19 protein-coding genes are annotated in these 20136 nt (G+C 66.1%); 10 read left to right on the top strand and 9 right to left on the bottom strand.

All coding sequences use genetic code 11. The features are described 5' to 3' along the window. Window positions 1-60 precede the first annotated feature (60 nt). Window positions 61-1773 (top strand): ATP-dependent nuclease, encoded by a 1713-nt coding sequence (locus tag C8D87_RS11260; RefSeq protein WP_112226611.1) that lies wholly within the window; start codon window positions 61-63, stop codon window positions 1771-1773. Between the two features lie 107 nt (window positions 1774-1880). On the opposite strand, the gene C8D87_RS45065 is transcribed toward C8D87_RS11260, so the two are convergent. The 3 genes from C8D87_RS45065 to C8D87_RS11245 all read right to left on the bottom strand — a co-directional run bounded on the left by C8D87_RS45065 (window position 1881) and on the right by C8D87_RS11245 (window position 4467). Next, complete coding sequence (locus tag C8D87_RS45065; RefSeq protein WP_146771676.1) at window positions 1881-2408, bottom strand: hypothetical protein; 528 nt, start codon at window positions 2406-2408, stop codon at window positions 1881-1883. A gap of 598 nt (window positions 2409-3006) precedes the next feature. After that, window positions 3007-3687 carry a site-specific integrase gene (locus C8D87_RS48855; RefSeq protein ID WP_325049670.1) on the bottom strand — a complete coding sequence of 227 codons (681 nt, stop codon included), beginning with the start codon at window positions 3685-3687 and terminating at the stop codon, window positions 3007-3009. A gap of 450 nt (window positions 3688-4137) precedes the next feature. Continuing rightward, complete coding sequence (locus C8D87_RS11245) at window positions 4138-4467, bottom strand: S1 domain-containing protein (protein ID WP_112226608.1); 330 nt, start codon at window positions 4465-4467, stop codon at window positions 4138-4140. Window positions 4468-5117: 650 nt separating this feature from the next. Here C8D87_RS11245 and C8D87_RS11240 point away from each other — a divergent pair. Together C8D87_RS11240 and C8D87_RS11235 are read left to right on the top strand one after the other, a co-directional pair. After that, window positions 5118-5537, top strand: a complete 420-nt coding sequence (locus C8D87_RS11240; RefSeq protein WP_112226607.1) for a hypothetical protein — start codon at window positions 5118-5120, stop codon at window positions 5535-5537. Between the two features lie 604 nt (window positions 5538-6141). Then, window positions 6142-6873 carry a DUF7873 family protein gene (locus C8D87_RS11235; protein WP_112226606.1) on the top strand — a complete coding sequence of 244 codons (732 nt, stop codon included), beginning with the start codon at window positions 6142-6144 and terminating at the stop codon, window positions 6871-6873. Between the two features lie 463 nt (window positions 6874-7336). Here C8D87_RS11235 and C8D87_RS11230 read toward each other — a convergent pair whose 3' ends face one another. Continuing rightward, complete coding sequence (locus C8D87_RS11230; RefSeq protein WP_112226605.1) at window positions 7337-8164, bottom strand: aminoglycoside phosphotransferase family protein; 828 nt, start codon at window positions 8162-8164, stop codon at window positions 7337-7339. An 81-nt stretch (window positions 8165-8245) separates the two neighbouring features. Continuing rightward, the gene (locus C8D87_RS11225; RefSeq protein ID WP_233442030.1) at window positions 8246-9631 is read right to left on the bottom strand and encodes a DHA2 family efflux MFS transporter permease subunit; all 1386 of its coding nucleotides are present in this window, start codon (window positions 9629-9631) and stop codon (window positions 8246-8248) included. Between the two features lie 415 nt (window positions 9632-10046). Between C8D87_RS11225 and C8D87_RS46845 the strand changes: the two genes are divergently transcribed. Next, window positions 10047-10739 carry a hypothetical protein gene (locus tag C8D87_RS46845; RefSeq protein ID WP_215732285.1) on the top strand — a complete coding sequence of 231 codons (693 nt, stop codon included), beginning with the start codon at window positions 10047-10049 and terminating at the stop codon, window positions 10737-10739. Here C8D87_RS46845 and C8D87_RS11215 read toward each other — a convergent pair. The 4 genes from C8D87_RS11215 to C8D87_RS11205 form a co-directional block, all read right to left on the bottom strand. Then, window positions 10704-11183 carry a DUF6328 family protein gene (locus C8D87_RS11215; RefSeq protein WP_112226603.1) on the bottom strand — a complete coding sequence of 160 codons (480 nt, stop codon included), beginning with the start codon at window positions 11181-11183 and terminating at the stop codon, window positions 10704-10706. The two genes, C8D87_RS46845 and C8D87_RS11215, sit on opposite strands and share 36 nt — an antisense overlap. Before the next feature lie 71 nt (window positions 11184-11254). Beyond that, the gene (locus C8D87_RS49120) at window positions 11255-11440 is read right to left on the bottom strand and encodes an integrase core domain-containing protein (protein WP_411711375.1); all 186 of its coding nucleotides are present in this window, start codon (window positions 11438-11440) and stop codon (window positions 11255-11257) included. Next, on the bottom strand, window positions 11422-11994 hold the full coding sequence (locus C8D87_RS11210; protein WP_411711356.1) for a helix-turn-helix domain-containing protein: 573 nt from the start codon (window positions 11992-11994) through the stop codon (window positions 11422-11424). Before C8D87_RS11210 ends, C8D87_RS49120 begins: the two co-directional genes overlap by 19 nt. 55 nt (window positions 11995-12049) lie before the next feature. Next, complete coding sequence (locus C8D87_RS11205) at window positions 12050-12721, bottom strand: DUF4241 domain-containing protein (protein WP_170166394.1); 672 nt, start codon at window positions 12719-12721, stop codon at window positions 12050-12052. 82 nt (window positions 12722-12803) lie between these two features. Here C8D87_RS11205 and C8D87_RS11200 point away from each other — a divergent pair, with 82 nt between their 5' ends. The 6 genes from C8D87_RS11200 (at window position 12804) to phoU (ending at window position 20094) form a co-directional block, all read left to right on the top strand. Next, window positions 12804-13310, top strand: coding sequence for a macro domain-containing protein (locus C8D87_RS11200; RefSeq protein ID WP_215732283.1), 507 nt, complete (start codon window positions 12804-12806; stop codon window positions 13308-13310). 69 nt (window positions 13311-13379) lie between these two features. Further along, complete coding sequence (gene dusB / locus C8D87_RS11195) at window positions 13380-14504, top strand: tRNA dihydrouridine synthase DusB (RefSeq protein WP_233442029.1); 1125 nt, start codon at window positions 13380-13382, stop codon at window positions 14502-14504. After that, window positions 14497-14949, top strand: a complete 453-nt coding sequence (locus C8D87_RS11190; RefSeq protein ID WP_112226601.1) for a hypothetical protein — start codon at window positions 14497-14499, stop codon at window positions 14947-14949. The genes dusB and C8D87_RS11190 overlap by 8 nt, the downstream gene beginning before the upstream one ends. A 141-nt stretch (window positions 14950-15090) precedes the next feature. After that, window positions 15091-15945 carry a GGDEF domain-containing protein gene (locus C8D87_RS11185; RefSeq protein ID WP_112227030.1) on the top strand — a complete coding sequence of 285 codons (855 nt, stop codon included), beginning with the start codon at window positions 15091-15093 and terminating at the stop codon, window positions 15943-15945. Between the two features lie 552 nt (window positions 15946-16497). Further along, a complete protein-coding gene (locus tag C8D87_RS48530; RefSeq protein WP_112226600.1) occupies window positions 16498-19356 on the top strand; it encodes an LCP family protein in 2859 nt (952 codons plus the stop codon). Window positions 19357-19428: 72 nt separating this feature from the next. Continuing rightward, window positions 19429-20094, top strand: a complete 666-nt coding sequence (gene phoU / locus C8D87_RS11175) for a phosphate signaling complex protein PhoU (RefSeq protein ID WP_109629260.1) — start codon at window positions 19429-19431, stop codon at window positions 20092-20094. Window positions 20095-20136 lie beyond the last annotated feature (42 nt).

The raw sequence follows: 20136 nt of genomic DNA, 5'->3' as shown, positions 1-20136 counted from the left end.
GTAACTCTCCCGCATCCGTCTGCGACTAACGGATACACGGCACGAGGCAAGGGCGGACGGATGAGACTGATTCAGGCGGTAAGGATTGAAAACTTTCGATCAATCCGCTTCACAGAGGTAAAGGATGTCGACGAATACAATCCGATTGTAGGACTCAACAGCTCAGGAAAATCAAACCTCCTACGCGCCCTAAACCTCTTCTTTAATTCCGTCGTAGATGAACGTTACCCTAACCTGAGCATGGTCCGCGACTTCTCGTCCTACGCACCGGCCGGCAAGAAGAAGTACGTGTCAGTTTCAGTTCAGCTCGATCTAACCAAAAACTTCAAAGTTCGAAAGCAAGACGACTTTCTCGAAAAACATCAGCTCAGCGACAGTATCGCGATCCAGCGGACCTGGACCATTGACGCTCAGACGCAAAGCGTAGTAGAGGCGTTCTCATTCGGTCCCGATCTGGACAACCTGACCCCAGCCGACAGTTCGAACGTGCCGAACCTACTACTCTTTATTCGGGCGATCAAATTTCGCTACATACCTAACCACACCCAGCCGTCAGATCTAATCAGAGAATACGCCCAGCCTCTGCGCAGCGAATTGATCAGGCGACTACAGGGAACGCAGGAGTACAAGCAAGGCGAGGTCGAACACCTGATGCGGGCACTAGCGCGCACGGGCGATCAGATGTTTACAGAAGTGTCCAAAAATGTCGGATCGGGAATATCGAGTCTTTCGGTCAGCCCCGCCTTGCCAACAGACTTCGCCGAACTCGCGTTCGACGTGGCAATCCAATCCGTCTCAAACGGCTCGGGCCGCTCACCAGAGTTTGAGGGCTCTGGAGCACAAGCGTTTATCCTGCTCCACTTCCTTGATTTGGTCGATCGCGTTTCAAGGGGGCGCGCATTTGGCTGGGTACAAGCAAGTATTTGGGCACTAGAAGAGCCAGAGTCATTTCTTCATGCTGGCCTCCGGAATCGATTCGCCCAAGATCTATTCATCTATGCAGCCGACAGTAGACGACAAGTTTTCCTCACGACGCATCAGGACGAGTTTGTGCGCGTTGCATCAAACGCATGGATGGCAACTCAGACTGATACGGGAACACGCATCGACGACATGCCGGCCAAAGCGGCGCTTACGCGATCCGCGCGGCTCGCCATCACGACCTACCGCCATCCGCTACTGGAGTATCCGGATCAGCCTATGGTCGTGGTCGAAGGAGCATTTGATGAGGTGCATATCGGCGCTGCCGCACGCGAGGCAGGGATTCGACCGCGGTGGCGACTCGTGTCGCCAGATTCCACCTTCGGAGCAGGAACAGCCGGAGATGCACTCAAACAGTATCTGAAGTACAACCAGACGGCACTTGCTTCCCGTCCGAGCGCAGCGCCAGTTCTCATCGTGCGAGACTGGGAAAGTAAGGACATTAACAGCTACAAGACGCTGACCGCAATTCATGGATACTCAGAAGCTATGATCGCACCACAGCATCTATTGAACCCAGCGCTTGGCCCCTCGTTTGCAGGCGTTGAACGATACCTTTCTACAAGCCTGATTGAATCAACTATCGAGGGTGACCACTTGCTCGTAAGCAAAGGCGCAAAAGGAACTATCGAGATCCGAAAGGAGTCACTTTCAGACGCGAAGAAGAAGCTTGCGACTGCCGTTCAAGATGGCGCAGCGGTAGGAACCCACGCGGTCCAGCTAGCAAAGTGGGTTGATACGCAGGTCTCCTCACTTATAGCAAAGATCCCGGCGAGCGAGTTCTTTATTTAATACCTAGTTCTCAACTCCGGCTTGCCCATGATCAACGGCAACACTTGCATCCGCAACATGGGCGCCAGCAAGGTCGTCTCGCATCGCTTCCACAAGCTTGCCCCACTTCATGCGAACAGACAGGGCAGTTTTGTGACCCTCTTTAACATGCCACTCAAAGCGTAAACTGAAGCTAGATGAACTTCGCCATAAATAAAGCCAACGACTTCAACTACACGACCTGTGCACAGAAGCCGAATTCGTTGCGTCAACAGGTTTGCCTGTTCGGCCGATCTGACAACAGCCTCATGGTTATTTTCCATTGCCCAGACTGTTATGTCACCCGGAATACCGCCTGCTTGCCCCTCCAACACTTCCGCAAGGTATGAGCACATCGTCTCAATCTCGTCACGCCAAGATCCGACGAGAGCGAGAAACTCCGCAAACGTTTTCCTCTTTTCCTCCGCGAACCTGTAGTAATCGTCCCGCTTCCACATCTCACGGTCTCGACTTCGCTGCTGTTTCCATTGCAGTTCGTCACGCTCACGTTCCTGCTGCCATCGCGTTCGTTCCCGCCGCGATTGCCACAACTGCGTCAGCCCAACTCCGCTCAATGCGGCGCCTGCTGAAATGATAGCCGTCCACGCATCAGCCATAGAGGCATGCTACAAGTAGTTTCGTCTGGGTCCGCATGCAGATCAGCCTGTCGAACTGCATGCACATTGCCGAATTCGGCTCTAAAGGATCAAGGCGCCGCCGCTGGCGGCGCGTGCGGTCTGTCGCTGCACCAGCACCCATCCCGGCACTCCCGGCATCCGCTTCGCTGCGCCGGTCGGCCGGGCGGCGCTCCGCGCCGGACCTCAGGCACCAGCTGACGGTCCCACCCGATCCGAGCCTGATTCGTCCCCGGATTCCCACGAGCGCCAGCGCAGTCACCACTGGTCGGCTGTGCACGGCGCTCGACTGCCGCGACGGCTGCGCCGCCTTGCCACCGATCAGGCCCCGGACGAAGCCGCGGGAACGCTCACCGAGCACCAGGCCGAGCCACCCCGACGCCGCGAGCATGACAACGGCCGGCGACGCTGCGTCAAGGCTGGAACGAGTACCTTGACCCAACGCCACCGGCCGTGTTCGAGGCCCAGTGTCGGGATAGTGGCAGGGGTGTGGGCGGGTCTAGAAGACCAAGATCAACCCACACTTAACTCTCACAAAACGACGACAGACGTCGAGAAGCGACTGTCCACAGTGCTCAGATCAAGAGTACATCCACACAGGTAGTGAGCATTGTCGAGGAAGATCGACGAACAACGCCAAGCGAAGGCTCTTACTCTTCGGGTTCAGGGTTCGAGTCCCTGGCGGCCCACCAAACCCCCAGGTCACAGGCCTGGGGGTTTCGCATTGGTAGAGCGCTGATACGCCTTTGATGCGCTTTAGTCTCTGACTCTCAATCTGCAGGGCCGGCGGTTCGCCCTGCTCAGCCCGGTCGAGCGCCCGTTCCAATGCGCCTGCGGCCTTCCGATCCACCGCCTTCCGGGCCAGGTAGGTGTCCTGGGTCATCGACGGCCGGGCGTGCCCGAGCTGGTCTGCGACGACCCGAGCGGAGAGCCCCGCCTCATCGAGAATCGTTGCCGCCGTCTTCCGGAAGACGTGCGAGGTCACCCAGGCGAACTCATCCCCTCCACGGGCCTTCCGGATGTCCCTCCGGGTGTTCGACGGGTCCCGCAGGCCACCGAGGCTGTTCGGGAAGACCGGCCCGTTCGGGAACAGCGTGACCTCACGTCGCCGCCGCAACATGTCGAGCGCCCACCTGGGCAGCGGTAGCGTCCGTTCACCCGCTTCTGGCGGTCCAGCGGATGCGAGCAGCGCGGCGGTGTATTCGGCCTTCCGCCTCCGCCGCTCAGCGACAGCGCTCAACAGCAGTAATTGCAGTATCACGGCACTGGATCCGGAACAGCACGATCGAACACGTATATCAAGGATATCGAGTCGATATCTCAAACATGATGAAGCCCCGACACGGCCTTTCACATGGGACGCAGCACGCGCAAGTTGAAGCACGCGCAACGATGATCACCTTGATCCTGCCCATAACTACGGCTCAATTGGAGAGTTTCTGCTCGCTCGTCCTACCGTGAGTGATCCCCCGTGGATAGACCTCCTACTTGGAGATCTATATAACCTTGCATGTCTGATATCTCCGTAGCTGCACCACGCTAGTAGCCATAGATCTCAACGTCACAGCGCTCTCAACTGTCGCTCTCAACTGTCGTGTTTCGGCTGATGCGTGACACGTTGGCTTCACCTGATGCTTGACACCGCCGGTTACAGGCTCCGTCGCCGCTCTGGCGGTTGGTCTCCGGCCTGCGTCGACACGGCGGGAAGTGGTCAGTCCAGTACGCCACCGCTTTGAGGTGCCCGCCCGGCCAGCACGATCCACCGCTTCACAGCGGCGACAGGATCGTCTGCCGCAGCCACCATCTCGACGCATAGCGGCGTCGTCGCTGCACGGAGCCTGCCGTCATTTGCATAGCCCAAGACCAAGCAGCGCAACCGCCGCCCTACCTCGGGCCACGGCTCGCCCGGCTGATCCGTGACGTACGAGCTGTCCACGAAGCCACGCTCGCCGTCCTCAGATTCGATCAGGAGCCCGTACTGAACATGCCCGATCACCAGGCAGTGAACGACGTCGTACCTGTTGCGCGCCTGAGACTTCATGACTCCCCCGCATCCCCATCGCTCGCCTGATGTACCAACGTAGACACGTTCGACCGCAGAGCACGACAAGCTGCCGCTGCATCGACTCGACCAGGCCGGATGTCAAGGATCAGGTGAAGCCGAACCGTCAAGCATCTCCTGAAGCTCGACAACTGTCGCTCTCAACTGTCGCTCTCAACTGACTGCCGAATTTGGCTCTACAGGATCAAGGTCGCCGCTGGCGGCACGCTCCGCGCGTACAGCGAACACCTTCCATCCCGGCACTCCCGGCATCCGCTTCGCTGCGCCGGTCGGCCGGGCGGCGCTGCGCGCCGTCCTCCGGCCTTGCCCCAACCGACGGGCTCACCCGTAGAGCCATACCGGCCAGCAGCTCCCTACGAGCGCCAGCACGGTCACCACAGGCTGCTGGGCACGGCGCTCGACTGCCGCGACGGCTGCGCCGCCTTGCCATCGGCTGAGGGCTAGGACGAAGGCGCGCAAAGCTTCAACGAGCGCGAGGCCAGGTACCCGACGCAGCGAGGGACAGCGGCCATTTATTCCTGCCAGATACGCTCCCGCTTACAGCCATCTGTACGGACAGTGACGCTGTCCAGCTTCCGCTGAGCCTCCGCAGCGGGCACTGAGGGCACGGGCGGGGGTATTTTCACCGGATGACGGACGTCCGCAACTTCCGGCACGCCTGTTACGAGGCTGCCTGTCGCACCGGCGGCACTGTGACCGAGTTTCGCCTCGCTGGCGACGTGACACCCAATTTCCACCAGGGGCTTATTGCCTACCGCGAGCGTACGGTCGCCGTGGCCTGTACGCGCGAATCAGCGGTGCTGGCTCTCGCAGAGCCCAGGACCATAAGCTTTGTCGACGGCGTCCAGGAGTCGGGCCCACTGACGTTTGTCGACGCCCCTGAACTGGTAGCTGTACTGGCCGCGCTGTTGCCGGGGTCTCAGGTGCTCACCCCGTCCGAGCTGAACGGCCCGTTCGACGCCACAACTTGGCCCCACATCTCGTCAAACGACATCACGTACTGGCGGCCCGCCAGCCTCGGCGAAGCGCTCTTCAACTACTGGGACTGAGGAACGCCGAACCTCACACGCTCCGATTGCCGTCATGCACCGCGCTCACACTGCGGTCAGATAGCTCCCCGCTAGGCGACCACTAGCGGGGAATCCGAAGTGGCCACCGACAACGCGAGCATGACAACGGCCAGCGACGCCACGTCAAAGCTGAAACGAGTGCCTCGACTCAACGCCACCGGCCGCGTCTAGGCTCAGCGTCGGGGATGGTGGCAGAGCTGCGGGCGATCAGAGGACAAGATCGACGGCACACTTTAGCCTCAGAAAACGACGGCAAGCGTCGAGAAGCGATTGTCCACAGTGCTCAGATCAAGACCGTATCCGCGCAGGTAGCGAGCACTGTCGGCGAAGATCAGCGAACAACGCCGAACGACTTCCGCAAATCTTCGGGTTCAGGGTTCGAGTCCCTGGCGGCCCACCAACCCCCCAGGTCCTGGACCTGGGGGGTTTCGCTCTGTCTACGCATTCTGTGTGAGCTGCGAGCGTCAGCCGTACGCAATCTCCGTCTCGAACCTGCTGACTCCCGCCGCTGCGGCCAGCTGAAATCGCGTGCAGGCACGGCTTTTCAGTGAGTAGGGTGCGCGAGACCAAAGGGGGGTGCGGCATGACGAAGCTGAACCAAATCATCGCGGTGGAGAAGAGTGTCAAGGGAGGCACGCTTCGGGACCTCACCGACGCGCATCACGGGCTGCAGAAGCCCGCGTTGCTGGCCGGTATCTCCCGGACGTACCAGCCCAAGGACGAGGACGGCGAGGTGCTGCCGCCGGAGTCCACTCGCGTGCAGGTCAAGGCTGAGGACGTGCTGCGGAGGACCGCCGCTGTGATGACTCGGCTCTTCGACGTCACGGCGACCAAGGACTGGGCCAACTGCGTTGCGAAGGCTGATGTCGTGGTCGACGGGCAGACGTTGCTTCGCGACGTGCCCGTGTCGTACCTGCTCTTTCTCGAGAAGCAGCTGACCGACTTGCACACCTTCGTGAAGAAGCTGCCGCTGCTGGACGCGGCCGAGGACTGGAACTTCGACGAGTCCGCCGACTACTGGCGCACTGAGCAGGTTCGGACCATCCGCACCAAGAAGGTGCCGCGCAACCACGTCAAGGCCGAAGCCACGGAGAAGCACCCGGCGCAGGTCGAGGTGTACTACGAGGACATTCCGGTGGGTTACTGGACCACGGTGAAGTTCTCGGGTGCTCTGCCTGCCCGGCGGGTGAACGAGCTCGTCGACCGGGTGGAGAAGCTGCAGCACGCGGTGAAGTTCGCCCGGGAGGAAGCCAACAGCCTGGAGATCACCGACCAGCGTGTTGGTGGCGTGGTCTTCGACTACCTGTTCCGATAGCGTCCACAGACTCCCCCGCTGGAGCGCGGGGGTGCGCTCCCGAGGGGAGCGTGAAAGCTGAAACTGAAACGTCAGCCTGAACCACTCGGTCACAAGTGGGGGTTCGAATCCCTCTCCCGGCACCACCACGCCGGGGTAGCCCAATTGGCAGAGGCAGCCGGGATCAAGCTCAGACTCTCGCTCCAGATTCAGCATTACCGCCGAACGCCAGATCGCCTGAGACCGGACAAGACTCGCTGAGGTGCAGGTTCGAATCCTGCTGGCCGCTCCACCATGCGGCCGTAGCTCAACGGAAGAGCGCGGCGACCTAAGGACTGATCCGACTCTTAAATGCCGCTGGTGTGCGCAAATGGGCGGACAATCGGGGCCCTGGACGGGACATGTCCAGGGCCCCACCTGCGTTCAGGCCACTGGGCGGGTCGTGATCTCAGGACACGCCGACACCGGCCAACGCCGCACGGAGCTAGGTGTTGGCCTCCAGCCAGGGGACGATCGCGGAGATGAAGCCGTCGGGGCTGGTCATGGGGCGGCCGTTCATCGTGGCGACCAGGTGCTCGACGCCGAACAGGGCGTCCCAGGTGCGGGCGCGGTGGTAGGTGGTGGCGGGGACGGCGCGGCGGACGTTTTCCCAGCCGTGCCAGGCCATCTGGGCGGCGTCGATGGCCGGGTCGGCGGGCATGGCCGTGTCCCAGTCGAGGATGCCGAGCAGTTTGCCGTCTGCTGACCAGTGCACGTTGGCGCCGTTGAGGTCGCCGTGCACCAGGGCGTCGGGAACGGGCTCCAGGGCCAGGGCGGCGTCCAGGCGGCGCCGGCCCTCGGACTGCCAGCGCTGGGGCAGGCGGGGGAGGATCTCCTCGGCGGTGATCGTCGACCACGACGGACCCAGCGCCCGGCCGTCCACGGCTGCCAGCAGCGAGTCGTCGAGCGGCACGGAGCGCACGGCTTCCAGGACCTCGGCCACCTGCGACGGGTCGCCGACGCCCTGTGGCAAGGCCACGCCGTCGATCCACGACACGGCGACGGCGGCCCGCTCGTCGAACATCGTCACGGGGGTCAGCGGCTCCGGCACCTGGAACGGCAGGCCGGCGGAAGCCAGGTGCCGCAACACCTCCGCGTGGCGGGGCATCGACGCGGCGGCCAGCGGTCGCCTGCTGACGCGGACGGCGGCTACGCCTGGGATCAGCAGCACGTCGTGGATGTTGCCGTCCGCCGCGGTGAAGGCGTTGTCCAGCCGTACGCCGGGCAGCAGTGCGGAGGTGATCGCCAGCAGGTCCGGGGCGGCCTTGAGCATGCCGGAAACCTACCTTCGGTGTGACAGCACAAAGCCTCCCGTTGGGGCGCGTGGGCCCGAACGGGAGGCTTGCGGGTTGGTTCAGGCCTCGACGGCCTCGGTGCCTTCGGCGGTTTCGGTGACCCGGCTCGGCAGCATGGCCGCGATCGCGATCGTTGCCACGGCGAGCACGGTCGCGACCACGAAGGCCAGCTTCATACCGCTCAGCTGTGCCGCGGAGGTGGCGGCGCCGTCGGCGACCAGTTGGCCGGTGCGCGCGGACATCACGGTTACGACGAGGGCGGTGCCGAGGGCTGCGGCTACCTGCTGCAGGGTGCCGAGCATCGAGCTGCCGTGCGGATACATGTTGGGCGGGAGGGCGCCCATGCCCAGCGTGAAGATGGGCGTGAAGGTTGCGGCCAGGCTCACCATCAGCAGGGCGTGCAGGGCCAGGATCTGCCAGTACGGCATCGTCATGGAGACCTGGGTGAAGCCGGCCAGGGAGAGCACGATGCCGATGGAGCCCGGCAGGATCAGGGGGCGGCCGCCGAGGCGGTCGTAGAGCTTGCCCACGGTCGGGCCCAGCAAACCCATGGCCAGGCCGCCCGGCATCAGGAGCAGGCCGGTTTGCAACGGGGTCAGGCCGCGCAGGTTCTGCAGGTAGAGGGGCAGCAGGATCATCGAGCCCATCATGGCCAGGAAGGCGATGCACATCAGGGCCAGCGACAGGGCGTAGGTGCGGTGGCTGAGGGTTCGCAGGTCCATCAGCGGGGCGCCGGTGCGCTGCAGCTTGAGCTGGCGGAAGACGAAGATTGCGATGGTGGCAACGCCGGCGATCACGATGCCGATGCTCGGGCCCAGACTGCCGCCGCCTTCGCCGAAGAGGCTCAGGCCGTAGACCAGGCCGCCGAAGCCCAGGGTCGCGACGGCTGCGCTGAACCAGTCGATGGAGCTGACCTGGGGTTCGCCGATGTTGCTCATCTGGCGCAGGCCGAAGTAGGTCACGGCGCCCGCGATCGGCAGGACGGCCACGAAGAGCAGGCGCCAGGAGCCCAGTTGCAGGATCAGGCCGGACACGGCTGGGCCCAGGGCGGGCGCGACGGAGATCGCCAGCGTCACGTTGCCCATCACGCGGCCCCGGTCCTGCTCTGGCACCACGGTCATCAGCATGGTCATCAGCAGCGGCATCATCACGGCCGTGCCCGCGGCCTGCACGATCCGGCCGACGAGCAGCACCGTGAAGGACGGCGCGATGGCGGAGAGTGCGGTGCCCGCGAGGAAGACGCCCATGGCGATCGCGTAGCCCTGGCGGGTGGTCACGCGCTGGAGGAACCAGCCGGTCACCGGGATCACGGCGGCCATGGTGAGCATGAAGGCGGTGGAGACCCACTGGGCCGCGTGCTCGGTGACGTGCAGGGACTCCATCAGACGCGGGATCGCGTTGATCATGAGCGTCTCGTTGAGGATCACCACGAACGTGGCCAGCACCAGGAGGCGCACCACCAGCGGTGTTCGGCCCGCTTGCGTGGTCGGACGGTCTTGGATCGCAGCAGGCATGTCAGGCCCTCACTAGGTTGCTGGCACAGTCGTGTTGCGGCCAAGGCCGCCGGTATCGATGTTCGTGACACCGGTGGAGACCGGCAGGTCTGACGAAACTCATCGGTTTGCCCGAGTCTTCCTCATCGCCGTGCCCGTCTCACCCGAATTTCGCCGTTGGCGGACTCGGGTGCTTGTCCGTCTACCCACTCGTCGAACGGCGTCGGCGCGAATCGACACGTGGGCCGCAAAAATCTGGGACCCGGTCGGTCGTGCCAGACCGGTAGCGCTCGGACTGTGGTCTGAGGGTGCGGGTCGGCCCGTGGGCCGATCTGGCGCGGCGGTCGCGCTGGCAGCGTGACCGGGCATGGGGTTCAAGTTTCCGAACGGGTGGATTGGCGGGGCTGCGCTGGTGCTCGGGCCGGTGTTGCTCCTCGCCGGCACGTTGCTGCGGGCGCCGTTCAACTTCTTCTTTCCGGACCAGCTGCGGGCGGTGGCCGAGCATCCGGCGCTCATGACCGCGGCGTACACGGCGTTCCTGGCCGGGAACGTGGTCATGTGGGCCGCGGTGGCCTTCCTCGTTCCGCTGATCGGGACGAGGTGGGCGGCCTGGGCCGGGGTGCTGGTGACGGTGGGGCTGTTCGAGCGGACGTTTCACGCCGGGGTGGACCATGCGGCGTTCAGCGCCACGAAGCATCTGGGGGCCTACGGGGCCACGGAGCTCGTGGCCGCGGGGTATCAGGAGCTGCACCTGTTCAGCTTCCTGTCGTTCACGGTGATGTTCGGCTGGTTCGTGCTGGCGGTCGCGGCCTACCGCGGACGCGTGCTCGGACCGGTCAGGGCCGTGGCGTTGGCGGCCATGGGGTTGCTGCCGCTCGGGGTGTTGAAGGGCACCGAGGCGCTGTCGGTCGTGGGGACCGTCGGGCTGTGCGTTGCGTTGGTGCCGTTGGGGATTCGGGTGATCCGGCGGCAGCCCAGGCCTACCAGGCGCAACGTCCTGACAGTGGTGCCGGTGGCGGTCGGGCTAGGGGCGCTCGCGGTTCTGAGCACGCTTGGATGAGGCGTACGGCAACGCGAACCAGAGGCCGGAGAAGATGGCGAAGGCGAGCACGCCCACCACGATCGAAGCCCAGTCCTGGCCGATGATGACTTCGGCCAGCAGGAGGACCGTGCCGGTCATGGCCAGCGCCAGGAAGGCCAGGCCGACGAGGGCGAAGGTGTTGCCCGAGTCCACCACGTCCTCGCGGCGGCCCTGGCGGAACAGGACGCGGTGCCACGCGGCCGGAGCGGTGAGGAACGCTACGGCGACCGCGGCGCACAGCACCGTGACCAGGTGGGTGACCCGGATGTAGGTGCTGACCGAGGAGTACTTCTCGGTGAAGGCGATGGAGAGCAGGAATCCGAAGAGGATCTGCACGCCTGCCTGGGCGACGCGGAGTTCCTGGAGCAGCTCGTTGACGTTGCGGGCGAGTCTGCGTTGGTCGGATTCCTCGGCTTCACTCACTTCAGACACCTACCCGGAACCCGCCGGTTGAAACGCCGGTCTCGTCTCAAAACGGCGGGGACAAGGCCGTCCTAGATGTGCTGCTGACGCTGGTCGTTGACAACCTGGGCGTGGGTGGGGGTCTTCTGTAGCAGCCTCTCATACGGAGTCTGGCCGCCAAGGCCGCCGTGTGGGCGGTGGTAGTTGTAGTAGTCCTCCCACTCCTTGAGGCGTTCGTTGAACACGCCGGCGTCACCGATCACGACGCCGTCAAGCAGCCGATAGAACTCTTCGGCGTCGATGCGGTGGGAGCGCTCGACTTTCCCGTTGAGCCGCCCGGCTGGTCAGTGAGTGGCTCGACGAACTTGACGTCGATCTGCAGCTGGTGGCCGGGACGCTGCTTCTCATAGCGCTTCCACCGCTGCTCGCGGCGCTTGTATCGCTGCGACGCCGGTAGCCGGCTCATACCCAGGCGTTTGAGGATGCGATAGATCGTCGAGTGCCCGATCTGCACGTCGTGGTAGCGGCGCAGGTACATCTCGATTTTCAGCGGCCCGAAGTGGTAGTGCTGCCGTAAGTGGATGATCTTCCCGACGACCTCGGGATGAGTGAGGTTCGGGCAGTGCAACGGAGCGCTGGAGCGGTCTTTGAGCCCGTCGAGTCCTTCCTCCTCATAGCGACGCTTCCAGCGGTAGAACACCGTCCTGCTGATGCCGTAGTAGCGGCAGGTCGAGGCCACATTGCCGCTGACCTCGTCGACGTGTTGCAACACGGCCAGGCGCCGACGAGCACGCCTGGCCAGGTCCTTCTCGCTCCATACCCGCTCAGACATGGGCCTCCTCCGGTTCAGGAGCCCAGACTGTCAACAACCTCAGTCAGTTTTAGACCTAGAACCGGTTGATGACGAAGAAGTCGGTCACGAACGCGACCGGATCGCCCGCGGTGTTGCGGCCGACCCAGGTCGGGTAGACGCCGTCACCCCAGCCGGTCGAGAACGCCACGACGTTCAGTCCGGACTGCGGGTCGGCGACGTTGGCGGGGCCGCGGCCGCCACCCACCTTGCCGAGGGCGTCGATGAGGTCGCAGTTGCCCGCCTCGTCGTCGCTCGCCAGCCGGTCGACGGCGGGAGCGGCGGCCAGGTCGAAGAACGCGCCGGTGCTCGACTTCACCTCGTAGCCGAACTCCTCATGCATCGGCACGAGCTGGCCCGGCAGCACGGCGGGCGTCCACGAGTACGCGGGCTCGTCCTGCACCGTCACCTTCGCGGCGGCGACGCGGTAGCCCTGGCGGAGGTCGGGGAAGCCGTCGCTGTCCACCCACGAGACCAGCGAGACGGACACCGGGTACGTGCCGGGCTCGACCGTCGTGGTGAACGCCTCGGCGTCCTCCGGCCAGACCACGAACGGGTCTGCCGCCACGAGTCTGCCCGTCGGCAGTGCCAGCTCACCCACCTGTTGCACGGCAACGACCTGCTGTTCGCCACCGCCGGTCGGCTTGCCGACCGGCCCGTCGACGAAGAACCGCTCGAACCCGGACCTGATCAGTTGAACCGCCCCCACGCGTAGGCCACCTCCAGGGGCATGTTGGCAGAAGGCCCCGACGCCCGATCGGGGCACCGGTGGGTAACGCGTAGTGCCTGCGGTGAAGCGGCAGCCGGTGCCATTTTCTGGCATGGGGCTGATTGAAGTGGTGATGGGCGACAGCACGGCCTGGGATGCGACCGCCATGGAGGCCACCGACGAACAGACACTCGAGGACTACTACGTGAACTCGCTGCTCACGGCCGAAGAGCAGGAGCGGGACGACGTCGCGATCCCCGTCATCAGCACCGGCTTTCCGACGGAACGGGCGGTGCAGATCGCGGCGACCACGATCCGTTCGCTGGCGATCATCGACCGGATCCGGCTGGTCGCCTTCGACGACGAGACCCACCGGTCGAGGAACGCTGGCCGGCGTGCGGCGCAAGGGCGGTCCCGATCGCTCACGGCGCGTGGAACGACCGCAACACGGCGGCGAGGGACGCCGGGCTGGTGTCGCTCGGCGGCTGCCTGCGGGTGGGCGACGGCACGGATCCGCAGTGGGAGTGCACCGCGGACGGCGAGCACCGGTGGACCAACGGTGAACGTGACGAACGTCGCAGCCAGGTAGCGGTTCTGGACGCCCTGGCGGTGCCGCTCGGCGAAGATCGTGGCAGGTCAGTGCCGTAACCTGAGGGGCGTGTCCGTTCCAGCCACCCTCAAAATCGGCCCGTTCGCCGTCGATCCGCCCGTTGTGCTGGCGCCCATGGCCGGCATCACCAACGTGGCGTTCCGGCAGCTGTGTCGTCGGTACGGGGCCGGGCTGTACGTGTGCGAGATGATCACGGCGCGGGCGTTGGTCGAGCGCGACGCGATGACCATGCACATGATCACGTTCGACGAGGACGAGCACCCGCGGTCGATGCAGCTCTACGGCGTGGACCCGAAGAACGTCGGTGAGGCCACGAAGATGATCGTGGACGAGAACCTCGCCGACCACATGGACATGAACTTCGGCTGCCCGGTGCCCAAGGTGACGCGCAAGGGCGGCGGGGCGGCGTTGCCGTACAAGCGGGAGCTGTTCCGGCAGATCGTGCGCGCTGCCGTGCGCAACGCCGGAGACATGCCGGTCACCGTGAAGTTCCGCATCGGCATCGACGACGAGCACCTCACGTACCTCGACGCGGGACGCATCGCGCAGGACGAGGGTGCACAGGCCGTGGCACTGCACGCGCGCACGGCGTCGCAGCGCTACTCCGGCAAGGCGGACTGGACGGCCATCGCGCGGCTCAAGGAAGCCGTCACGAGCATTCCGGTGCTGGGCAACGGCGACATCTTCAGCGCACAGGACGCGCTCGACATGGTTGCCGAGACCGGCTGCGACGGCGTCGTCGTCGGGCGCGGATGCCTTGGCAGGCCGTGGTTGTTCCGCGACCTGCAGGCGGCGTTCAGGGGCGAGGAGATCCCCGAGGGGCCGACCCTCGGGGAGGTCGCGAACGTCCTGCGCACGCACGCCGAGCTCCTCGCCGCGCACTACGGCGAGGACAAGGGATTGCGCGATCTCCGCAAGCACATGGCCTGGTACTGGCACGGCTTCCCGGTCGGCGGCGACACGCGCAGGGCGTTCGCCATGGTGTCGAGTCTGCAGCAGCTGGACGACCTGATCGGGCAGCTCGACCCCGCGGTGCCGTTCCCCGAGCACGCCGAGGGACCGCGCGGCAGGCAGGGATCCGCTGCCAAGGTCGTGCTGCCGGAGGGCTGGCTCGACGACCCCGAGGACGCAACGGTTCCCGCCGGCGCGGACGTGATGCACTCCGGTGGCTGAACGCGTCGCGGTTCTCTTCGCCTCGCTCGCGCTCCTCGCGGGCTGTGCCGGTCCGATCGCGGGCACGGCGCGGCCGGTCCAGCTGACCGACGGCCACCGCGCCAAGTTGAAGGAGTTCTACGAACGCCTCAACAAGGCGGGTGACGAGGGTCCGTCCCAGCAGCAGAAGTTGCTGCAGGACACCCAGCACCCGGACTTCCGGCAGAAGACGTGCGATCTTCGCGGTGCGACGATCAAGGTCGAGCCGACCTGGTCGACGCTTCGGACGGACGCCGACTGGGCACCCCCCGGCGAGAAAGCACATCCGCGCGGGGAGGTCTACGTCGTGGCGGTCACCGTCACGCTGCGCCAAGAGGACACGGTGATCGGCAGCCAGATCGGATCGCTGCACGTCGTGCTGCTGGACGACGAGGTGTTCGGGTTCGCGCCCTGCCTCGGTGGCTGAGCGGATTGTTGATCACTTTGGCTCACTGGATCGGAGCAGCGAACGGTCAACCGGACGGGGGAAATCCCACCTCCACGCGTCCTTCTAGCTCAAGCGTCGCCTCTTCAGAGACGACACCTGGCAGGTAAGGAGGTGACCGCGATGACCGCACTGCGACCTGAAATCGCAGAGACCCCGCAGGCCGGCGAGACCGCGACGGGCGACCAGCAGGGCCCGGGACTGGTGGGGCTGCACGAGTCCATCGCGGCGTTGCTCGCCTCCCGCGGTCAGTGGCGCCAGGCGTACCAGCACCTGCGCTCCGCTCTCGATCTCGTCTACGCCGACCAGGTCGAGGAACCGCAAGTTCCGGAACAGCTGCGCCGCGAGGTCGACAGGCTGCGCCGGGAGCACGCGGAGGCACGCGAGCAGAGCCTGCGCGACAGCCTCACCGACTCCTACAACCGCCGCTACCTCGACCAGCGGCTGATGGATCTGCTGGCCGAGCACGGCGCGTGCCGGCACGGGCTCGCCATCGCACTCATCGACCTCGACTGGTTCAAGCAGGTCAACGACTCCTTCGGGCATCTGCTCGGCGACCGGGTGCTGCAGCGCGTGGTGGAACTGCTGCAGCAGGGCCTTCCCGAGGGCGCCTTCTGCGCCCGCTACGGCGGCGAGGAGTTCGTGCTCGTGCTGCCGCGGGTGGACGCCGCGACGGCCGTGGAGATCGCCGAGAAGGCCAGGGAACGTGTCGAGCGTCACCCGTGGCAGGAGATCGCGGACGGGCTGCGCGTGACGGTCAGCGCCGGCCTGGCGTACGAACCGCCCGCGGACGAGGCTCCGGAACGCCCCGCGGTCAGCGCCGAGCAGCAGCTGCTCCGCGCCGACAGCCTCCTGTACACGGCCAAGCAGTCGGGTCGCAACGCGGTGGCGTACCGTGCCGACGGACGGGTCCGCCTCGCAGGCGCGGCGGCAGGTAGGCGTGCTATCACCGAGACACGTGTTCTCGGTTACTACTGAGTGAGCTGGCTCACCCGTTCAGCGCAGACGGACTGCGCATAATCGCGTACAGATCGAATCCGTATCACCCGGAGTGGTCGTCAGAAGTCGGCTACATCCGTAGTATCGCGGGCGCAACTGACACGCCCGGTGATGCAACCCTTGTGTCCCGGTCGTCGTCATCTCGTAATGACGAACCGCTATTAGCTTCTGACCCAGAAGGGAGATTGGGTGCCCGACGACCCCCGACGTGGCGGCCCCTCTTCCCGCGGTGATCAGGATCCCCAGCACCACGACCAGCCGACCGGCCGTAGACGTCGCTCGATGGAAGGCTCTGGGGGCCTGAGCGTCTCGGACCTCATCGAGCAGCACAGCAGGACGAACATCCCCCGACCCGTCCCGCCAGGCTCGCCCGACACTCCCACGACAGGCAGGCGTGCCCTGCCGGACCCACCCGCTACGGGCAGGCGTGCGCTGCCCGACCCGCCTGTGCAGCAGCCACAGCAACCGCGGCAGCAGCCGCCCGTCCCTCACCGGCCTGGTGAGCAGACGGGTACGCGCCCGCGGCCGCCGATGGCAGACCAGGCACCACCGCAGAACTTCACCGGTGAGCAGACGGGCAGGCGCCGCCTCCCCGACGCCCCCGCGGAGCCGAACGGAGCCCGCGCCCACGTCGCGGAGCAGACCGGAACGCGGCCGCGGCCCGGTGAGCAGACCGGCGCCCGGCCCAGGCCTGCGAACGGCGCCTATCCGCCTCCTGGTGAGCAGACCGGAACACGCCCGCGTCCCGACGCGACCGGCATGCAGCGTCGTCCGGTCCCCGGTGAGCGGCGCGGCGAGATGGGTCCCAACGCCCGCAGCGCACCGCCCTCGAACGGCGTCCAGCGGCCCCAGGCACCTGCGGACGCGACGGCCAACGGCATGCCACGCCCGCCGGCGCCCGTCGACCCGCGCCGGATGCCTCCCGGTGACGCGCCTTCGTCCAACGGCATCCCCCGGCGTCCCGCGCCGAACGGGGTCACCGAGGCGAACGGCATGCCCAGCGGCACGATCCGCCGCCCGGCACCCGACGTCAACGGCGCACCACCGCGCAGGCCCGGTCCCGGCGACGCACCGTCGTCGAACGGGATCGCACGCCCGCCCGCACCAGGCGACGCGACGTCCAACGGCATGCCGCGCAAGCCCGCACCCGGCGACGTGACCTCCAACGGCATGCCACGCAAGCCCGCACCCGGCGACGTGACCTCCAACGGCATGCCACGCAAGCCCGCACCCGGCGACGTGACCTCCAACGGCATGCCACGCCCGCCCGCACCCGGCGATGTGCCGCGCCCCGGCGCGGCACCGGACGGTCCCGAGCCCGGCGCGCCCCGCCGTCTCCTCGGCGGCGACGCGCCGTCGACCAACGCCCCGCGCCCCCCCGCGCCCCCGAACGGGCCGATACCGGCCCGCGCGGAGTCCAGCGGACCCCGGCCGATGCCCCCCAGGGCAGAGTCGAACGGCCCCCGTCCCATGCCGGGCGGTCCCGCCGTCTCCAACCGGCTCGGCGCTGCAGCCCAGCCAGGCCCCGCGGTCAACGGCGCACCGGCGCAGCCGGAAGAGCCCAAGGCCGACGCACCAGAACCGGAAGCCACCCAGATCGCCTCGGCGGCGGGCGTGGCCAAGGTCGAGACCCGCGACGAGATCGACCCGGCCTGTCTCACCACCGAGATGGAGGCCATCGGCGACGACGTGAAGAAGCGTCGCGAGGTCGACCACACCCTCGCGCGGTTCTCCGCGGTGCACGACGAACTCCTCGAGCAGGAGCGCCAGCGCAAGGAACGGCGCGCCAAGCTCATGCCGTGGGTCAAGGACGAGGACGACCTCGAGGAGGCGACCCAGTTCGCCGACCCGGTCACGCTCGGCGAGACCGAGGAGGACGGCGAGCAGAAGGTCGTCGGCCGCACGCCGCAGCAGCGCAGGATGATGCGCGCCGCCAGGATCGGGGCGATCGCCGCCGCGGCCGTGGTGTTCGCGTCGACCGGCATCGGCTGGGCCGCGATGAAGTGGGCCGACTCGAAGATCCCGAAGATCGACGCGCTCGGCGGCAACTCGCAGGCCGTGCAGCAGGCCGAGAAGCAGCTCGGTGACGAGAACTTCCTGCTGGTCGGCTCGGACACCAGGGCGGGCGCGAAGCCCGAGGACAACGTCGGCACCCAGGCCAAGGAGGGTGGCGCGCGGTCTGACGTGATCATGCTCGCGCACATCCCCGCGGACCGGAAGCGCATGGTCGTCGTCTCGCTGCCGCGTGACGTGCGGGTCGACCGGCCCGCGTGCCGCAGCTGGAACCCGGACAACGGCCAGTACGGCGGACCTCTGGCTCCGGCGAAAGAGGTCATGGCGAACTCCGTCTACAACGACGGTGGGCCCGAGTGCGTCGTCAACCTGATGACCCAGCTGTCCGGCCTCAAGATCAACCACTTCGTGAGCATCGACTTCGTGGGCTTCCGCGAGATGTCCACGGCGATCGGCGGCGTGGAGATCTGCACCCCCACGGCGATCAAGGACGGCGAGCTCGGCGTCGTGATCGACAAGCCCGGCAAGCACCTCCTCAAGGGCGACCAGGCGCTGCAGTACGTGCGGGCGCGCTACGTCCAGGGCGACGACGCGTCCGACTTCGCCCGCATCAAGCGTCAGCAGCAGTTCCTGTCGGCGATGCTGCGGCAGGCGCTGTCCAACGAGGTGTTGCTGAGCCCGACCAAGCTCAACAACTTCATCAACGCGCTCACGAAGACCACGGTCGGCGACAACATCGACGTGGCGTCGCTGCTGGAGCTCGCGAACTCGTTGCAGAGCCTCGACGCCGGCCGCGTCTCGTTCGTGACGATGCCGCACTGGACCGACGAGGGCCGGACGAAGTCGAACGACGACAACATCGAGCGGCTGCGGGACGAGGACGTCAGGAAGCTGTTCCAGACGATCATCGACGGAACTCCGCTCCCGCAGGAGAAGCCCGCCGAGCCGACCCCCGGCGACGCCAACACCCCGGTCCAGCCCGGCACGGTGATCGACCCCAAGGAAGTCTCCGTCCAGGTGCTGAACGGCGACCCGACCAACGCCGGTGCGGTGGCCAGGACGGCGAACGCGTTGCAGCAGCACGGGTTCAAGATCACTCGTCGCGGTGACGCGCCGAAGCAGGCGAAGACCACCATCAAGTACGCCAAGGGCCAGGAGAACCGGGCAGCAACGGTCAAGGCTTCGGTCCAAAAGGCGGAGTTGGTGGAGTCACCGGACATGGGCGGGGCGATCCTGCTGACGCTCGGCGAGGACTTCGACGACAAGGTCGTGGCACCGCAGCCGGGCACCCAGCCCGGCACTCAGAGTCAGGGCCAGGGGCAGACCAGCACGAAGCTGGACGTCGTGAACGCGGCGCAGGACCCCTGCGCGAAGTGATTCGCCTGGGGTTCACCTGCGGTTCATGCTGGAATGTCGCTGCGGCGGTGGTCGGGACGTAGGCTGAGCGCCATGCGCGAGGCCTACCATGACCAGCTAGAACAGCTCGCCGACCGACTGGCCGACATGACCGGCATGGTCGCCGAGGCGATGGAGAACGCGACCGCCGCCCTGCTGCAGGCCGACCTCGGCCTCGCGGAACAGGTCATCAGCGGTGACCAGAAGGTCGACGACGTCCGCTCCAGCATCGAGGAGCAGTCGTACGCGCTGCTCGCGCTGCAGGCACCGGTCGCGACCGACCTGCGCACCGTGCTCGCGGTCATCCACGCCGCCGAGAGCGTCGAGCGCATGGGCGACCTCGCCCTGCACGTCGCGAAGGCCGCACGGCGCCGGCACCCGGCGTCGGCCGTGCCCGACGACGTCCAGCCGTACTTCGCCGAGATGGGTCAGATCGCGGTCAAGCTCGCCCGCGAGGCCGCGGAGATCATCCGCCACAAGGACGTCGACCGCGCACGCAACCTCGAGGACGAGGACGACGCGATGGACGACATCCACCGCCACCTGTTCTCGGTGATCATGGACAAGGAGTGGCAGCACGGCGTCGCGTCCGCTGTGGACACGACGCTGCTCGGCCGCTTCTACGAGCGCTACGGCGACCACGCCGTGTCGGTCGCCAAGCGCACGGTCTTCGTCGTCACCGGCCGGATGCCCGGCTACGGTGGCGACGAGAACCTCTAAGCGCGGCGACCACCAGCCTTTGCCCGCTCTTTCGACGTTCAG

Source organism: Lentzea atacamensis (assembly GCF_003269295.1).
Classification (GTDB): Bacteria; Actinomycetota; Actinomycetes; order Mycobacteriales; family Pseudonocardiaceae; genus Lentzea; species Lentzea atacamensis.
This window is presented reverse-complemented; position numbering and strand designations above follow the sequence as displayed.